General features: G+C 66.0%; 19 protein-coding genes. 6 read left to right on the forward strand and 13 right to left on the reverse strand.

All coding sequences use genetic code 11. The features are described 5' to 3' along the window. Positions 1-136 precede the first annotated feature (136 nt). Positions 137-1,321 carry a hypothetical protein gene (locus ACVWW6_RS31725; protein ID WP_456682020.1) on the forward strand — a complete coding sequence of 395 codons (1,185 nt, stop codon included), beginning with the start codon at positions 137-139 and terminating at the stop codon, positions 1,319-1,321. On the opposite strand, the gene gmk is transcribed toward ACVWW6_RS31725, so the two are convergent. The 9 genes from gmk to ACVWW6_RS31770 all read right to left on the reverse strand — a co-directional run bounded on the left by gmk (position 1,254) and on the right by ACVWW6_RS31770 (position 9,957). Beyond that, on the reverse strand, positions 1,254-1,913 hold the full coding sequence (gene gmk / locus ACVWW6_RS31730) for a guanylate kinase (RefSeq protein WP_011086862.1): 660 nt from the start codon (positions 1,911-1,913) through the stop codon (positions 1,254-1,256). The genes ACVWW6_RS31725 and gmk overlap by 68 nt on opposite strands. Before the next feature lie 3 nt (positions 1,914-1,916). Further along, complete coding sequence (locus tag ACVWW6_RS31735; protein WP_028171087.1) at positions 1,917-2,804, reverse strand: YicC/YloC family endoribonuclease; 888 nt, start codon at positions 2,802-2,804, stop codon at positions 1,917-1,919. A 115-nt stretch (positions 2,805-2,919) separates the two neighbouring features. Beyond that, complete coding sequence (gene mltG, locus ACVWW6_RS31740; RefSeq protein ID WP_456682021.1) at positions 2,920-4,197, reverse strand: endolytic transglycosylase MltG; 1,278 nt, start codon at positions 4,195-4,197, stop codon at positions 2,920-2,922. A 125-nt stretch (positions 4,198-4,322) separates the two neighbouring features. After that, positions 4,323-5,588 (reverse strand): beta-ketoacyl-ACP synthase II, encoded by a 1,266-nt coding sequence (gene fabF, locus ACVWW6_RS31745; RefSeq protein ID WP_304552980.1) that lies wholly within the window; start codon positions 5,586-5,588, stop codon positions 4,323-4,325. Positions 5,589-5,697: 109 nt separating this feature from the next. Beyond that, positions 5,698-5,937, reverse strand: a complete 240-nt coding sequence (locus ACVWW6_RS31750; protein WP_008130699.1) for an acyl carrier protein — start codon at positions 5,935-5,937, stop codon at positions 5,698-5,700. Between the two features lie 311 nt (positions 5,938-6,248). Beyond that, on the reverse strand, positions 6,249-6,986 hold the full coding sequence (fabG, locus tag ACVWW6_RS31755) for a 3-oxoacyl-[acyl-carrier-protein] reductase (RefSeq protein WP_011086858.1): 738 nt from the start codon (positions 6,984-6,986) through the stop codon (positions 6,249-6,251). Between the two features lie 102 nt (positions 6,987-7,088). Further along, positions 7,089-8,048: an ACP S-malonyltransferase gene (fabD, locus tag ACVWW6_RS31760; protein WP_028171084.1), complete on the reverse strand. Its 960-nt coding sequence runs from the start codon at positions 8,046-8,048 to the stop codon at positions 7,089-7,091. 172 nt (positions 8,049-8,220) lie between these two features. Next, a complete protein-coding gene (locus tag ACVWW6_RS31765; protein WP_304552979.1) occupies positions 8,221-9,246 on the reverse strand; it encodes a fatty acid desaturase family protein in 1,026 nt (341 codons plus the stop codon). A 3-nt stretch (positions 9,247-9,249) separates the two neighbouring features. Next, positions 9,250-9,957, reverse strand: coding sequence for a TetR/AcrR family transcriptional regulator C-terminal domain-containing protein (locus ACVWW6_RS31770; protein WP_304552978.1), 708 nt, complete (start codon positions 9,955-9,957; stop codon positions 9,250-9,252). A gap of 319 nt (positions 9,958-10,276) precedes the next feature. On the opposite strand from ACVWW6_RS31770, the gene rpsF reads away from it, so the two are divergent. The 4 genes from rpsF (at position 10,277) to rplI (ending at position 12,784) form a co-directional block, all read left to right on the forward strand. Further along, on the forward strand, positions 10,277-10,777 hold the full coding sequence (rpsF, locus tag ACVWW6_RS31775; RefSeq protein WP_028171082.1) for a 30S ribosomal protein S6: 501 nt from the start codon (positions 10,277-10,279) through the stop codon (positions 10,775-10,777). A 5-nt stretch (positions 10,778-10,782) separates the two neighbouring features. Next, positions 10,783-11,022 carry a 30S ribosomal protein S18 gene (gene rpsR, locus ACVWW6_RS31780; protein WP_007592020.1) on the forward strand — a complete coding sequence of 80 codons (240 nt, stop codon included), beginning with the start codon at positions 10,783-10,785 and terminating at the stop codon, positions 11,020-11,022. A 128-nt stretch (positions 11,023-11,150) separates the two neighbouring features. Then, complete coding sequence (locus ACVWW6_RS31785; RefSeq protein WP_456682022.1) at positions 11,151-12,128, forward strand: hypothetical protein; 978 nt, start codon at positions 11,151-11,153, stop codon at positions 12,126-12,128. Positions 12,129-12,178: 50 nt separating this feature from the next. Beyond that, the gene (gene rplI, locus ACVWW6_RS31790) at positions 12,179-12,784 is read left to right on the forward strand and encodes a 50S ribosomal protein L9 (protein WP_011086852.1); all 606 of its coding nucleotides are present in this window, start codon (positions 12,179-12,181) and stop codon (positions 12,782-12,784) included. A gap of 116 nt (positions 12,785-12,900) precedes the next feature. Here rplI and ACVWW6_RS31795 read toward each other — a convergent pair whose 3' ends face one another. The 3 genes from ACVWW6_RS31795 to ACVWW6_RS31805 all read right to left on the reverse strand — a co-directional run bounded on the left by ACVWW6_RS31795 (position 12,901) and on the right by ACVWW6_RS31805 (position 15,072). Beyond that, positions 12,901-13,368 carry a PaaI family thioesterase gene (locus ACVWW6_RS31795; RefSeq protein WP_456682023.1) on the reverse strand — a complete coding sequence of 156 codons (468 nt, stop codon included), beginning with the start codon at positions 13,366-13,368 and terminating at the stop codon, positions 12,901-12,903. 11 nt (positions 13,369-13,379) lie between these two features. Further along, a complete protein-coding gene (locus ACVWW6_RS31800; RefSeq protein WP_011086850.1) occupies positions 13,380-13,976 on the reverse strand; it encodes a TetR/AcrR family transcriptional regulator in 597 nt (198 codons plus the stop codon). Between the two features lie 109 nt (positions 13,977-14,085). Then, positions 14,086-15,072: a hypothetical protein gene (locus ACVWW6_RS31805; protein WP_456682024.1), complete on the reverse strand. Its 987-nt coding sequence runs from the start codon at positions 15,070-15,072 to the stop codon at positions 14,086-14,088. 280 nt (positions 15,073-15,352) lie between these two features. Between ACVWW6_RS31805 and ACVWW6_RS31810 the strand changes: the two genes are divergently transcribed. After that, complete coding sequence (locus ACVWW6_RS31810; RefSeq protein WP_028171076.1) at positions 15,353-16,603, forward strand: SAM-dependent methyltransferase; 1,251 nt, start codon at positions 15,353-15,355, stop codon at positions 16,601-16,603. Positions 16,604-16,606: 3 nt separating this feature from the next. Here the strand turns inward: ACVWW6_RS31810 and ACVWW6_RS31815 are convergent, their stop codons facing one another. Continuing rightward, positions 16,607-16,813, reverse strand: a complete 207-nt coding sequence (locus ACVWW6_RS31815; protein WP_082756721.1) for a transcriptional regulator — start codon at positions 16,811-16,813, stop codon at positions 16,607-16,609. Positions 16,814-16,867 lie beyond the last annotated feature (54 nt).

The following is a 16,867-nucleotide window of genomic DNA, read 5'->3' on the forward strand; positions in this document are numbered from 1 at the left end:
GATTTCGCGGCGGAACGATCGCCGCGCAGGCCCGATTCAAGCCACATCCTCTCCGGATTTGCGGCTCATTGCCACCCAACTCTTTGAAGAGAAAGGGAAGGTTAAGAGTTGCGTCATGCGTAACCGGGAGACCAGGATGGGCAACCGCACCGCGAAATTCATATCAGCGCTTGTTGGCAGTATCATTGCCGGCGCCCCCCTCGCTGCGGTGTCGCAGAACGCGCCGAGCACATCGAGCACGGCCAATGCGGCCGCCGACTGCCTCACCTCGCCGAAAAGCACCGCGCCGCAGGGACAGCACTGGCACTATCGCCTCGATCGCGCGACCAAGCGGCAGTGCTGGTACCTGCGTGCCGAAGGCGGCAAGGCGACGCAGAGCGCGCAAGCGACGGCCGACACGCCAAACGCAGATTCAGCAGCGCCGCCGTCGGTGCAGAATGCGCGCGCGGAATACATTGCACCGCAGACTGGTGCCGCGCCGAGCTCGCCGAACATGACCGCGCCTGCGCCGGCCGCAACGAGCGCGCCACAGGTCATGCAACAGCCGCCGGGCGCCATCGCCGACAACAACGCGCAGCAGCCCGCCGTCGCCGCGCGCTGGCCCGATGCTTCCGCGAGTTCCGCTGCGCCCGCACCCGCAACGCAGCCGGGCGCGACACCGGCAAAGGCCAACGCCCCGGTGGCGCTCGCCGCGGCCGAAATTCCCGTCGACAAGCCGACCGGCTCGCTCCAGACGCTCCTGCTCGTGATCGGCGGCGCTTTGGCGATCGCCGGCATCCTCGCCAGCGTCATCTACCGCTTCGCCGGTGCGCGCTCCCGCGTCAAGGCGAGCGACCACCGCCGCGTGAATTGGGACGATTGGGAGCCGCAGGACCAGGACGAGAGCCGCGCGCCCTGGCTCAAGGCGATGCCGGCCGTCACGCCGCGCGCGCAGCCGCCGCGCCCGATCGACTTCGATGCCGCACGCCCGCAGGCGGCACAGCTCGCCGCGATCGACCGCGAGATCGATGTGATCGAAGCGCACGAGCCGGCTGGCATCGTCGAAGTCGCGGAATCCGCCGAGCCCGAGATCGCGGCATTCGACAGGGAATTCGAGATCGAGGCCAGTTCACCCCGGTTAGCTGCGGACCGGGCCGACGGCGATGAAAAGCCGGCTGGTCGCGACGAGGATACGGTCGACGTCGACATCATCACCGCGATGCTGGAACGGCTGGCGCAGGAAGGGCCGCGGCTGAGGCAGCCTGGCCCTGGCTCTAACCCTGCAGCTGGCCTTGCAAACCTCGCACGAAACCAACGAGGCCAATCCGCCGCTCGCGCTTGAGGCGCTCGGCCTTCAGGATCGATTGCACCTCGGCAAAGGCCTCGTCGACGTCGTGGTTGATCACGATGTAGTCGTACTCGGCCCAGTGGCTCATCTCGTGGCTGGCGCGGCTCATGCGCTTGCGGATCACCTCGTCGGAATCCTGCGCGCGCGAATGCAGCCGCTTCTCGAGATCGCCGGCTGACGGCGGCAGGATGAACACGCTGACGACGTCGGCACGCGCCTTCTCGCGCAGCTGCTGCGTGCCCTGCCAGTCGATATCGAACAGCACGTCCTGCCCGGCCGACAGCGCCGCCTCGACCGGCGCGCGCGGCGTGCCGTAGCGGTTGTCGAACACGGTCGCCCATTCCAGCAGTTCGTCGTCCCGCACCATCGCCTCGAAGCGGGGCTTGTCGACGAACAGATAGTCGCGGCCGTCGACCTCGCCGGGCCGCATCGGCCGCGTGGTCGCCGAGACCGACATTCGCAGACCCGGCATCCGCTCGATCAACAAGCGCGACAGCGTCGTTTTGCCTGCGCCCGACGGCGAGGACAGCACGAACATCAATCCACGCCGCTCGACACCGTCAGTTCCGTGACCGCCCGTCGTCATCGATCACTCCAGATTCTGGACCTGCTCGCGAAATTGCTCGACCACGTTTTTCATGGCGAGCCCCGTATTGGTCAGCTCGATGTCGTTCGACTTCGAGCAGCAGGTATTGACCTCGCGGTGAAACTCCTGCGCCAGGAAGTCGAGCTTGCGCCCGATCGGGCCGCCCTTGCCGATCAGCTCTCGCGCCTGCGCGATATGCGAGGCGATACGGTCGAGCTCCTCGCGGATGTCGGCCCTGGTCGCGATCAGGATCGCCTCCTGCATCAGGCGGTCGGGATCGAAACGGTCGGAGGTGTCGAGCAGCGTTGCGATCTGCTCGGCGAGCCTGGCCTTGATCGCCTCCGGCTTGCGGCCGGGTGCGGCTTCGGCCTTCTTCGCCAGTTGCTCGACCTCGTCCACCCGCTGGGTCAGGATCTGCCCGAGCGAGGTCCCCTCGCGCTTGCGCATCTCGACGAGATCGGCGAGCGCCTTGTCGAAGGCCTCCGCTGCCGCGGCGCGCGCCGCCTTGTCCTCCTCCTCGTCGCCCTCGGGCTCGGCGACCTCGACGACGCCCTTGATGGCGAGCAGGCCGTCGACGCTCGGTGCCACCGCATCGACCTTTCCGGCGATCATCGAGGCGGCCTTCAGGACGGCGTTGAGCACGTCCTCGTTGACACGGACGGAGGCGGCGGCATTGGCGCGCTTGACGTTGAGATTGGCGTAGACGGTGCCGCGCGACAAAAGCTCGCCGGCGCGCTTCTTGGCGTGGGCCTCGAGCTCGTCGAACCCCTGCGGCAGCCGCACCCTGAGGTCAAAGCCCTTGGCGTTGACCGACTTCAATTCCCATTCGAACGTGTACGGCCCGCTAGCGCCGTGGCTTCGGGCAAAGCCGGTCATGGACGACAGCGCCATCAGGTCAAATTCTCCAGAAACACAGGATTCGCGAGGCCATCAAGGCACGCGAATCTTAAGACTATTTTGCCGGAAAGTGGAATCCGCAAAGTCCCGTAGGCAGGTCTGCGCGGGCCTAGCGCTGGATCACCGGCGGCGAGGGCTGCACCGCGCCCTGCCGGGCAGGAGCGGGACCAGCGGGGCGAGGAACAGCCGGCGGCTTCTTCTGCTGGTTCGGCCGTGCCGGCGTGGTCGCGGTCGGCGTGTCGGCAGCGCCGGGCGCTGCCGCCGCCGGCGGCTGCGCGTCCTCGGCCGGCTCGACCGTGTCGTTCTGGATCTGCTTCTCCATCGCGCGCAGCTTGGCGACGTTTTTCTGGTGCGCGTCGTAGGTCTCGGTGAAGGCATGCCCGCCGGTGCCGTCGGCGACGAAATAGAGGTCGCGGGTGCGGGCCGGGTTGGCGGCGGCTTCGAGCGAGGCGCGGCCGGGATTGGAGATCGGGCCCGGCGGCAGGCCTTCGATCACATAGGTGTTGTAGGGCGAGGGCTGCGTGATCTCGCTGCGCTTGATCGGGCGGCCCAGCGTGCCCTTGCCGCCGACGAGGCCATAGATGATGGTCGGATCGGACTGGAGCTTGATCTTCTGCTTCAGGCGATTGACGAACACGGCAGCGACGCGGCTGCGCTCGTCCGGCTTGCCGGTCTCCTTCTCGACGATCGAGGCCAGCGTCACCAGCTGCTCCGGAGTCTTGACCGGAATGTCCTGGCTGCGACGCTCCCATATCTCGGTCAGCACGCGCTTGTGTGCCTGCTGCATGCGCTGGATCACCTGCTCGCGCGTGGTGCCGCGCGGGAACTTGTAGGTCTCGGGCAAGAGCGTGCCCTCGCGCGGCAGCTCGCGCACGCTGCCGGTGAAGATATCGTTGTCGGAGAGCCGTGCCACGATCTGCTCGGAGGTCAGGCCTTCCGGAATCGTGACGGCATGCTGCACCACCTTGCCCTCGACGATGGTGGCGATGACGTCGCGCAGGGATGCGTTCTTCTGGAACGAATACTCGCCGGGCTTGAGGTCCGAGCTCGCCTTCAGCGCGGCTACGCTTGCGATGAACACCCACGGGTTGACGTCGGTCACGCCTTCCCGGTTCAGCGTCTCGGCGATGTCGCGCTTGCCGGCGCGCTGCGGGATGTTGACGATCTTGTCTTCCTTGAGCGGACCCGGCGCTTCGAGCACCTGCCGGCCGTAGTAATAGACGGCGCCCGCCCCGATCATGGAGATCAAGAGCAGCGTGATGATGGCGTTGCCGACGATCACGAAGGGATTGCGCGCGCGGTCCGATCGCTTCGGCGGCGGCGGGACCTGCTCGGGCTCGAGCGCTGCCCGCGGACTCCGGGGCGAAATGGGCGGCCTTTCACTCATCGAAGCAACCTGAATCCTGCCGGTTCAATCGCGGCCTGACAACCGTTTGCCCTGCCAAATGCACGCGCCCACTACCATGACTATCGCCGAATACGGCAAAACGGTGGATTCGTTTCAAACGCAAACTAATTGGCCAAACGGCGGACGATCACCGACGCATTGGTACCGCCAAAACCGAAAGAATTCGACAACGCGACGTTGACCTCTCGCTTCTTCGCCGTGCGCGGCACGAGATCGATCGCAGTTTCGACCGACGGATTGTCGAGGTTGATTGTCGGCGGCACGACATTATCGCGAATCGCGAGAATGGCGAAGATCGCCTCGATCGCACCGGCCGCGCCGAGCAGATGGCCGGTCGACGATTTGGTCGAGGACATCGCGACCTTGGAGGCGGCATTGCCGAGCAGACGCTCGACCGCGCCGAGCTCGATCTCGTCACCGAGCGGCGTCGAGGTGCCGTGCGCGTTGATGTAGTCGAGATCGGACGCCGTGAGGCCGGCGCGCTTGAGCGCGGCCTGCATGCTGCGGAAGCCGCCATCGCCGTCGGGCGACGGCGACGTGATGTGATAGGCGTCGCCCGACAGACCATAGCCGATCACCTCGGCATAGATCTTGGCGCCGCGTCGCCTCGCGTGCTCGAGTTCTTCCAGGACGAGGACGCCGGCGCCCTCGCCCATCACGAAGCCGTCGCGATCCTTGTCGTAGGGACGTGAGGCCTTCTCGGGTGTCTCGTTGAAACCGGTCGAGAGAGCGCGCGCAGCATTGAAGCCGGCAATGCCGATGCGGCTGATCGGCGACTCAGCGCCGCCGGCGACCATGACGTCGGCATCGCCCAGCGCGATCAGGCGGGCGGCATCGCCGACCGCATGCGCGCCGGTCGAGCAGGCCGTGACCACCGAATGGTTCGGCCCCTTCAGCCCGTGCGCGATCGAGACGTAACCGGAGGCGAGATTGATCAGGCGGCCTGGAATGAAGAACGGCGACACCCGGCGCGGTCCGCGCTCCTTCAGCAGGATGGCGGTTTCCGCGATGCCGTTAAGGCCGCCGATGCCGGACCCGATCATGGTGCCGGTCGCACACTTGTCCTCTTCGGTTTCGGGATGCCAGTTGGCATCGTCGAGCGCCTGGCCGGCTGCGGCCATGCCGAAGATGATGAAGTCGTCGACCTTGCGTTGGTCCTTCGGCTCCATCCACTTGTCGGGATTGAAGGTGTCGTTCGACCCGTCGCCGCGCACCACCGTGCAGGCGATCTTGGTCTGAAGATCGGAGACATCGAAGCTCTCGATCCTGCGCGCACCGCTTTCGCCGTTGAGGATGCGTTTCCAGGTCGGCTCGACGCCACAGCCGAGTGGCGAGACCATGCCGAGACCCGTGACGACAACCCGCCTCATATCCGCAAACTCCGCATCGAAAGATTCACGGCCAATAACAAGAAACCGGCTGACCGCTGCGAAGCGGCCCGTCCGGTTTCAATGTTGTCCCCGCGAAAATTGAAGAGCCTTAGCTCTTCGCGTTCTTCTCGAGAAACTTCGTGGCGTCGCCGACGGTGAGAATCGTCTCCGCGGCGTCGTCCGGAATCTCGCAACCGAATTCTTCTTCGAACGCCATCACCAGCTCGACGGTGTCCAGACTGTCGGCGCCGAGGTCGTCGATGAAGCTCGCAGCGTCGACAACCTTCTCGGGTTCAACACCAAGGTGTTCGACCACGATCTTCTTAACCCGCTCGCCAATGTCACTCATTGCATAACCTCGTGTTGTTCCCTGTAGACCCGACCCCCCGGGACGATACGAGCCGTCGTGGTCGTTGACTGCCTTCGCTTACGAACTTTGATTTGGCCCCATCCTAACCGATGCAGGGCCCGGCGAACGACGGCCAAGGCTCCGCATCGCCAATATACAGGGTTTCAAAAACCTGCAATGGCGTTCTTTGCCCATCCGTTGAAGGTCCGGTTACCATACTTCAACTGCCTTGACTACAAGCCTCATTTCGCATCGGAAACGGCCGTTTGCCACATCCCGCACCGCCATGTGGGCGGCACGGAACGAGGACTTCAGATCATGGCCATGCCGCCGTTGACATGGATGGTTTGCCCGGTGACGTAGGCCGCTTCGTTTGAACTCAGGTAGACGGCGGCCGCCGCGATGTCCTCGGGCGTCCCCAGCCGGGCCGCCGGAACCTTGGTCAGAATCGTCTCGCGCTGCTTGTCATTGAGCGCGTCCGTCATCGGCGTCTTGATGAAGCCGGGCGCGATGCAGTTGGCGGTGACGCCGCGCTTGGCGTATTCGGCACCCAGCGTCTTGATCATGCCGATCAAGCCTGCCTTCGACGCCGTGTAGTTGCCCTGCCCGGGATTGCCGGTGACGCCGACCACCGAGGTGATGGCGATGATGCGGCCGAAGCGCTTGCGCATCATCAATTTGGTGGCGGCGCGCGCCAGGCGGAAGGTCGAGGTCAAATTGACGTTGATGACCTCGTCCCAGTCCTCGTCGCGGAGCTGGACGAAGAGATTGTCGCGCGTGATGCCGGCATTGGCGACGAGGATGTCGACCTGGCCCATCGCGGCTTCCGCCGCAGGCACCAGCGCCTCGACCTCGTCGGCCTTGGAGAGATTGCAGGGCAGCACGAAGGTGCGCTCGCCGAGCTTGCCGGCAAGCTCATCCAGCACTTCCTTCCGCGTTCCTGATATCGCGACCGTGGCGCCCTGCGCGTGCAGCGCCTGCGCGATTGCGCCGCCGATACCGCCGGTCGCGCCGGTGACGAGCGCCTTTTTGCCAGTCAGATCGAACATGGATAACTCCTTCAAAGCACGATCCGGAAACGTGCGCAGCGGTTTTCCGGCAAGATCGTGCGCAAACTAAAGAACCAAAGCGCGATGACGATTCATCGCGCTTCAGGCCTGCTTCGCAGCGGCCAGCGCATCCTTGGCGGCCGCAATGTCGTTCGGTCCGCCCACCGCGACACCGACGGCGCCGTCGGCGATACGCTTGACGAGACCCGTCAGCACCTTGCCGGCGCCGATCTCGAAGAAACGGGTCACGCCCTGCCCGGCCATATAGGCAACCGACTCGCGCCAGCGCACCGTTCCGGTGACCTGCTCGACCAGACGGCGGCGGATCTCGTCGGGATCGGTGATGGCGGTTGCCAGCACGTTCGACACCAGCGGAGCTGCCGGGGCCTTGATCGTGACCTTGGCCAGCGCCTCCGCCATCGCGTCGGCAGCCGGCTGCATCAGCTTGCAATGGAACGGTGCGGACACCGGCAGCAGCATCGCGCGCTTGGCGCCCTTGGTCTTGGCGATCTCGACGGCGCGATCGACCGCTGCCTTGTCGCCGGAGACGACCACCTGCCCGCCGCCATTGTCGTTGGCGGCCTGGCAGACCTGCCCCTGAGCCGCCTCATTGGCGACCTCCATGGCGGCCTCGTAATCGAGGCCCAGCAGAGCGGCCATCGCACCGGCGCCGACCGGCACGGCTTTTTGCATTGCGAGACCGCGGGTGCGAAGCAGCCGCGCGGTATCGGAAACTGTCAGGCTGCCGGCCGCGGCCAGCGCCGAATATTCACCAAGCGAGTGGCCGGCGACAAAGGCCGCGTCCCGCCCTACGGAAAAACCGGCTTCAGCCTCAAGCACCCGCAGGGTCGCAACAGAAACGGCCATCAGCGCCGGCTGGGCGTTTTCGGTGAGCTGGAGGGTTTCGGCCGGGCCATCCCAGATGGTGGCCGTCAGCTTCTCCCCAAGCGCTGCATCGACCTCGTCGAACACGCTGCGCGCCACCGGGAAGGCGTCGGCCAGCGCCTTGCCCATGCCAACCGCCTGGGACCCCTGCCCCGGAAATGTGAATGCTGCCGTCATCGGCGCTCCCTGCTTGTCGAGCACGATCCCTGCGAGAACCGGCAGCCGATTACGCGCGGCCTTGGGCCATGGTTCCGGATCGTGCCTCAAAGGGGGCCGTAGACACCGTCCGGGCCTGCAATGTCAAGCCAAGATGGGAACGTCGACCGGCATTCAACTGGGGATGCGCCCCTTAAAAACCACCCGCCTTCTGATCCGCGCCGACCTCGGCGCCAGCCCGCGCGCGGCGCGCGCTGCTGACCAATTGCCCCGGCCGGTCGTCGCGGTTCGGCTTGGCGGTGGCGAGCCGCAGCACGGCGGCGTAGTTCGGCTGCACTTCCATGCGGCCGGCATGACGACTCTCGCTCAGCAGGCGATGGACCTTGGGCAGATTGTAGCAGGGCACGTAGAACAAGAGATGATGCTCGAGGTGATAGTTCACGTAATACGGCGCGATGAACAGGCGCTCGAGAAAATTGGCATGCGTGGTGCGGGTGTTGCGCAGGGGATCGCTGCTGTCGGGGACGACGGCATGCTCGGCGATGTTGCGGATGCGGGTGATGACCATCATCCAGGTGAGCAGCGGCACCAGCCATAGCAGCGGGTAAGCCCACCACACACCGGCCGCCGCAAGCCCTGCAAACAGGATGGCGTTGAAAACGCATTGCGGGCCAAGCTTCTCCCAGAAATGCGCCGCGCGCTGCCGCCACGGCCAGTCCTGCGGGCCGAGTGCGTTGAGCAGCTGCGCCTTGCGCTGCTGGTAGCCGGTCTGCCCGGTGATGTCGCGAATGAACTTGCGGCGATAGCTCAGCTGCGTGATCGGAAATGGCGCCGACAGCACGAGATCGGGATCGTCCTCCTGCTGGGTGCGCGCGTGGTGCTGCAAGTGATAGCGGCGATAGGCGCGCGTCTCGGCAAAAACGGGATAGGCGCAGAACCACTGGCTCAGCGTCAAATTGGTGTTCTCATCGGCGGAGAGACAACCATGCGCGCCGTCGTGCATGAGGATCGACAGGCCCAGTTGGCGCGAGCCGATGACGGCGACAGCGAAAATGTACGTCAGCGGATTCGGCCACCATGCGACGAGGGCGATGGCACCGGCAATCAGCGCCCAGGCATGCGCGATCAGTGCGACACCCTTCCACGTTACGCGCTGGCGCACGTCGACGAGCTGATCCTCGGTCAGGAAATCGCGGGCACGCATGCGAAGTGCGGTCATGGCCTAGCTCTCCTCATCCGAAGTGGTCGATGCGTCGCGGTCGTCGACGAGGCGCAGGCGCGCGGCGTCGCCGGCAGATTTCGCCTGCTCGCCCAGCACGCGCAGCATCTCGGCGCAGAGCTCATCCGGCGAGCGCCCCATGGCATAGCCTTCGAGGATGACGCCGATGGCGACGGCCCAGAACCGCCGCGAGCTCTCGTCGGGCGCGCGCAGGGAACGCCAGCCGTGGCGCGCGACCTGGCTCGCATAGGCGCGTGCGCCCTCGGCGTGCAGACGCTCGATGGTGCGCTCGACCAGCGGCGCGAGATCCGGGCGACGCCGCGTCAACGTCAACGCCTCGGCGAAGAAGGCGACCGAATCGCTCGCCGTCACCGTCTCGGCCAGCGCGTGGGTGTAGTCCCGCGGCGTGCGCGCCTTCAGCGCAGCCTGCTCGGTCGCGCGGGCGACGTACAGGAGCTCGCGGCAGGCGCATTCGACGAACAGCGCCTCCTTGGTGCGGAAATAGTAGGTGATCTGGCTCGGAAATGCGTCCGCGGCGGCCGCGATGTCGGTGATCGAGGCGCCCGACAATCCCCGCTCCCGGAACAGCGGGCTGGCCGCATCCAGCAGCAACGAGCGCATTTTGCGACCGGCCGAGCGTGTGGCGCGCGCCGCATGCTTGGGGTCGCCGGCGGCCGGCTCGGATGGGGCGCGGGCAGATTTGTCTGCCATGGGATCCTCCCGTTGATTTATTTGTATGCTATACAAACAAATAAATCAAGCCGAAGGGCCCCCAGCCCGGGCGCCAGAGGCGAAACCTGGCCCTCCAACCTTGCAAAGCCGGCCAAAATCCGTATAAGGCGCGCATCCGCAGACCCCGGCCGGGAGCTGAACGGACGGTCTCAACAAATCATTCGTGATTTTGGTGTGGCAGGGCCAGTCGGCCCGTCGTCCCGTGTTTCCGCCTTCTGAGCTTAATCCCAGAGTCCTTTCCGAAGGCCTCTTAAGGGCTTGACGCCGGGCGATGCGCCAACATGAGGAAAGGACTTCCATGGCTCTCTATGAGCATGTTTTTCTCGCGCGCCAAGACGCGAGCCCGCAGCAGGTCGAAGAGCTGACTGCGCAGATGACCGGTATCGTCGAGGGTCTCGGCGGCAAGGTCACCAAGACCGAGAACTGGGGCGTTCGCTCCCTCACCTACCGCATGAACAAGAACCGCAAGGCGCACTTCGTGCTGCTCAACATCGACGCGCCGTCCGCGGCGATCGCCGAGATCGAGCGCCAGGAGCGCATTAGCGAAGACGTGATCCGCTATCTCAGCGTCCGCGTCGAGGAGCTCGAGGAAGGCCCGTCCGCGATGATGCGCAAGGCTGATCGCGATCGCGAACGTGACGATCGTGGCGGCGGCTTCCGCGGCGAGCGTGAAGGCGGCTTCCGTGGCGACCGCGAGGGTGGTTTCCGTGGCGGCGATCGTGACGGTGGTGGCTTCCGCGGTGATCGCGGCCCGCGCCGTCCGCGCGAAGAAGCTGAAACCACGACGGATGGGGAGTAAGATCAATGGCTGAAGCTGGTGCACGCCGTCCGTTTTTCCGTCGTCGCAAGAGCTGCCCGTTCACGGGCGCCAATGCTCCGAAGATCGACTACAAGGACTCCAAGCTGCTGATGCGTTACGTCTCCGAGCGCGGCAAGATCGTGCCGAGCCGCATCACCGCGGTGTCCGCGAAGAAGCAGCGTGAGCTCGCCCGCGCCATCAAGCGCGCGCGCTTCCTGGGCCTGCTGCCCTATGTCATTCGCTAAGACGAATTCGGCCGGCGGCGACATCGCCGCCGGCCGCACTCTCGAAGTTTCATAAGGCTTCCGGGTCGTCCGGTCGCCGATGGTTGGGGCGAGATGCCTCTAACCGCTCGGAAGGAGCGGGACAGCTGATGATGGCCTTTGGACTGATAGCCCTGATCGCCGGCGCTGCGTCGGCCCTGATGTTCGCCTCGATCGTTTCGGGCGCGCTGATCTCGCTCGTCCTGTTCTATCTCGCACCACTGCCGCTGATGGTCGCCGCGATCGGCTGGGGACCGCTTTGCGCGAGCCTTGGCGGCATCGCCGCTGCGATCGGCCTCGGCGCCCTGTTCGGCCTACCCTACTGCATCGCTTTCGCCGTCACCGTCGCGCTGCCGGCCTGGTGGCTCGGCCATCTCGTCCTGCTCAGCCGGCAGGTTGGACCTGTCACGCCGGACGCCGCCACCGAGCCGCCGGCCGAGCCTGGGCTCGAGTGGTACCCGGTCGGCCGCATCCTGCTGTGGATCGCGGGCTTCGCCACGCTGACCACGATCGCCGCCCTGCTCACGCTCGGCACCGACGCCGACACCATCATCGGCACGCTGCGGCGCGGCCTGATGCGCATTCTCCGCGCCACCGATCCGCAAGCCTCCGGCGAAGCCGACCAGTTCGTCGACGCACTGGTGCGCATCGCGCCGGCCGCCGCCACCATCGTCGCCATGATGACGCTGACCCTCAACCTCTGGCTCAGCGCCAGGGTGACGGCGACGTCGGGCCGGCTGCGCCGCCCCTGGCCGGATCTGATGACGGCCGAGCTGCCGCCGATGACGCTCGTGGCGCTCTGCATCGCGCTCGCCTTCTGCTTCACCGGCGGGCTGCTGGCGATCGTCGCGCAAATCACCACGGCGGCGCTGATGATGGGCTATGCGCTGACCGGCTTTGCCGTGCTGCATACGCTGACGCTCGCGCTGAAGAGCCGCACGTTCTGGCTCGGCTCGACCTACGCCGTCGTCGTCGTGTTCGGATGGCCTGTCATCGCGATGGTGATCCTGGGCCTTGCGGACGCCGTGTTCGGCTTCCGCGAGCGCTTCCTGCGCAGCCGCCAGCCGCCGCCGCTGCCGACCCCTTAAGTCCAACCCTGAAACCCAGAACTCACAGAGCACTTCAAAGGAGAACGAATATGGAAGTCATTTTGCTGGAACGCGTGAACAAGCTCGGCCAGATGGGCGAAGTCGTGAAGGTTCGCGACGGCTACGCCCGTAATTTCCTGCTCAAGCGCGGCAAGGCGCTGCGCGCCACCGCCGACAACCGCGCCAAGTACGACGGCATGAAGGCCGACCTCGAGGCCCGCAACCTCGCGTCCAAGGCCGAGGCGTCCAAGGTCGCCGAGAAGATCCAGGGCAAGAACATCATCGTGATCCGCCAGGCCTCGGAAGCCGGCCAGCTGTTCGGCTCGGTCAACGTGCGTGACATCGTCGTCGCGTTCGAAGCCGACGGCATCTCGCTCGCTCGCCCGCAGATCCAGCTCGACGCACCGATCAAGACCATCGGCAAGCACACCATCACCGTCGCCGTTCACCCCGAGGTCGAGGTCGAGATCACCGTCACGGTTGCGCGCAGCCAGGACGAGGCCGAGCGCATCAACCGCGGCGAGGACATCTCGACCCGCAACGAGGACCGCGATGCGGCCGCCGAGGCGATCGCCGCCGCCGGCGAGTTCTTCGATCCGGAAGCCCAGCACGACGACGTCGAGCCGGCTCCGGCTGCGGAAGAGACCGAGAAGTAACTCCAACGTCGTCATTCCGGGATGGTCCGAAGGACCAGACCCGAATCTCGAGATTCCGGGTCCAGCGCCGATGCGCTGTCCCGGAATGACGAAGACAAATCAAAAGCCCGGTCGCTTCAAGCGGCCGGGCTTTTCGCTTTGGCGGCGACGTCCTCGCTCAGCATCGCGATCGAAGCGAGCGCCGTTGCCGTATGTTTTTCGACCCCGTCGCTGACACAGAACACATCGGCCGCGACCACCGAGACCTGGCGTCCTGGCTTGATCACCCTTGCCCGGCAGATCAGCTTCTCGCCGACAGCGGGCGACAACAAATTGAGCTTGTATTCCGCCGTCAGCGCCGCCTGGCCGCGCGAAGTGGCGGCCGCGATCGTCGTGGCGTTGTCGACCAAAAAGGCGGTGACGCCGCCGTGGAAGAAGCCGTGCTGCTGGAGCAGCTCCGGCCGGCGCTCCACCGCGATCGTGCAGGTGCCGCGCGACAATTCCGAGAGCTCGGCGCCGACGAGGTTCATAAAGCCCTGGCGGCCGACATTGGCGTGGATGCGCTCGGCTACGGCCGCAAATTCCGGATCCGCTTCGGCTCGCATGACATCTCTCCCTATTGCTTGTTGATGCGATCGGGCGGCCGCAGCGCGCGGATGGCGCAGGCGACCAGCGTGTCGGCTTCGCTCCGCGGATCGGCACGATCGCGACCCGACAGGAAGGCGCGGCAGAAGATCTGCGCCGGGCCGATGAGCTGGCTGATGAACGTCACCGGCGTCATCGGCAGGAGCTCGCCGCCGGCAACCAGAGGCGCGCGCCAGCGTTCGATGCCTTCGGCAAGGCGCGCATTCTGTGCGCGCTGGGCGTCGCGGACGTCCTCGCCCCATTCGCTGCGCGAGATCTCGAAGAGATAGCGGGCCTCGCGCCGGCTCGAGACGACCCAGTCGAGATGCGCCCGGATCAGGCGATCGATGCCCTGTTCGGCGTCGGGCACGGGATCGAGCGCGGCCAGCACCGCGGCGTGATAATGCCGCAGCACCTCCAGGAACAGCGCGCCGGCCAGCTCCTTCTTCGACCCGAAGGCATGAAAGAAGCTGCCGTTGGAGGCGCGCGCCTTGGCGCGGATCGCAGCCACCGTCGCAGCTTCGAAGCCGACGCGGTCGAACACGAACAGCCCCGCCGCCAACAGGTCGTCACGCACGCTCGTCGTCATCGCGCCTCCTAGAGTATCACTCTAGAGTACTGCTCCAATCGCGGTCAAGACGATGCGAAGGCCGCGGCGAGCGCGACCTTCGCAACTTGATCTGAGAATGCGGGTTGGCTTAGCGCGAAATCGGCGGTGCTGGCGGTCCCGATGACTCCGCCGGCGGCGGGGCCGCAGCGGTCGTGGGCGGCGCCGGCTCCTGCGGCTTGACCGCCGGCTCGGAGCTTGCGGCAGGCGCGGCAGGCTTGGGAGCCGCCTCTTCCGCCGCCTTGGGCGCGGCCGGCTCGGCGGGCTTCGTGGCGGCCGCCGGCGGGGCCGGCGTCACCTGCGGCACCGGATCGGGCCGCAGCGCCGGAGCTTCGCTGCCGCGCGGCTCGACCCTGGCGCTCTCCGGCTTCGGCTCGGCGGGTTTCTCCGAGGCCTTGGCGCTGTCGGGCTTGGCTTCGTCGCGACCGGGCTCGACCTTGGCGGTGTCGGGCTTGGGCTCGCTCTTCCTGTCGTCAGCGGCCGGCGCGGCGGCATCGACCTTCGGCGCCTCTTCGGTTTCGGGCTTGCCGCGCTTGCTGAGACGCTTGGCCTTGCGGCCCTCCGGCGTGGCTTGCCCCTCGGGCTTCGCGCCTTCCTTTACCCCCTCCTCGCTCGGCCGCGCCGCGCGCTTCTGGCGCGCGCCCTCGGCGGCTGGAGCGGCGGTTTCGCCTTCCGGCTTGGCGGCCTCCTGGGAGCGCTGGCGACGGCCCTGATGCTCGGGCGACTGCGCAGGATTGGTGCTCGCTTCCTTGTCCTTGGCGCCGTCCTTCTTGTCCTTGCCGTCTTTGGCCTGGTAGCGGGTGTCGGTGGCGCCGTTCGAAACGAGGTAGGAGGCCAGCACGCCGGCCATGTCGGAGCTGGTCGTGTAGTGCTGACGCAGGAAACCCGGGAGCGAGCCCGGCGCGACAGTCTTCAGCAGCCCCCTCGGGCTCTTGTGGCAGGCACTGCAGGTCTGCGCGAAGAGCTGGGATGGGGCCTTGCCGGCCTCGAGGTTCGTCGCCTGTGCCAGAACGGCATCGGCCGCACCGAAGCCGATCAGAAGCACTACCGTCGCGAGGCTGAGCGCTCGGCTCGACATTCCCATCATCTCCGTTGAATTTCCGCGAATGCAGCCGGCATCCCGGCGCGGCGGCGGTCACCTTTTACCGGATTGAGCCGCGAATGGAAGCAGGGTCCGCGCGCAAGGATGTGATTAAGCGCTTTTGGAATATCGGCATTGAATACAGCGCAATAGCGGGAGCGGAATACCCTCCCTAGATTTAGATGCAAACGCATAGGAACCTGAGCGGGACCTGAGCGTCTGATGTGAAAGCCGGGTTGGTCGCATCTCTTCGGGTTCGCTCGAGAGGAAGGTGTCGATGGACCGTTTGTTGCGTCAATTCCTGTCTCAATTCATTCGCCGCGGGTCGATGACGGTGACCACGGCGAAGGGGTCGAAGTTCACCGTCGGCGACGGCTCAGGCGAACCGATCGCAGTCCGTTTCGTGACTGCGGACGCGGAACGGAAGATCCTCATCAATCCCGAGCTCGGGCTTGGCGAGGCCTATATGGATGGCGAGTTCGTCGTCGAGCGCGGCACCATAGCTGATGCCCTCGCGATCCTGCTCGATCAACCCGACCTGTTGCCGCAGTGGGCAAAACCCTGGTGGCACCTGCGCTATCTGACGCGGCATCTGAAGCAGTTCAATCCGCGCGCGCGCTCGCGTCGCAATGTCGCGCATCACTACGATCTCGACGCCCGGCTCTATTCCCTCTTCCTCGACGCCGACAAGCAATATAGCTGCGCCTATTTCGAGACGCCGGAGAGCACCCTCGACGACGCGCAGCTCGCCAAGAAGCGCCACATCGCCGCAAAGCTTCGCGTCAAGGGCGGCGAGCGCGTGCTCGACATCGGCTCGGGCTGGGGCGGCCTCGGGCTCTATCTCGCCGAGACCGCAGGCGCCGACGTCACCGGCATCACGCTGTCGTCAGAGCAGTTGCAGCTCGCCAATGCGCGCGCGGCCGAAAAGGGCCTGACCCGATCGGCCAAATTCCTGCTCCAGGACTATCGCGACATTGACGGGCCGTTCGACCGGATCGTCTCGGTCGGCATGTTGGAGCATGTCGGCGTCAGGTTCTACGACGCCTACTTCCAGCGCTGCGCCGAACTCCTGAACGAGGACGGCGTCATGATGCTGCACTCGATCGGCCGTTCACAGGGCCCGGATTCGACCAATCCCTGGATCGCCAAGTACATCTTCCCGGGCGGTTACATCCCCGCTCTGTCCGAAGTGCTGCCGGCGATCGAGCGTGCTGGTCTCCTGGTCTGCGACATCGAGATCCTGCGGCTGCATTACGCCGAGACGCTGAAGGCCTGGCGGGAGCGCTTCATGGCGCGGCGCGAGGAGGCCGTGCAGCTTTACGACGAGCGCTTCGCCCTGATGTGGGAATTTTATCTGGCGGCCAGCGAGATGACGTTCCGCAAGCAGCACATGATGAACTTCCAGATCCAGCTCACCAAGCGTCAGGGCGTGGTGCCAATCACCCGTGACTACGTCGCGCACGAAGAAGCCCGCCTCCGGGCCATCGAGGGCGGCGCCAAGCCACGGCTGAAGCTGGCCGGTGAATAGAGGCTAGTGGCGCGAGGTTGAAATCGGAGAAGAGCGGAAAGACGCCGTTAACGCCAACTGCGCCCGCAGTTCCGCCAGGATCTCGGGCGCGACCGGCTGGCGGCGGACTTCGGGGCGCTCGGCATGCTGCATGGCCGCGATCAGCCCGGACAGCCAGAGCCGGCTGCCTGCCTCGCTTCGCCATATCCCGTGCTGCCGTTCTGGCCGCATCGCTTGCCTCGTCCCCCTGATGGCGGGTTACCGGGGACAATCCCCTGTCCGCCC

The sequence above is a fragment of the Bradyrhizobium sp. USDA 3311 genome (assembly GCF_054062495.1).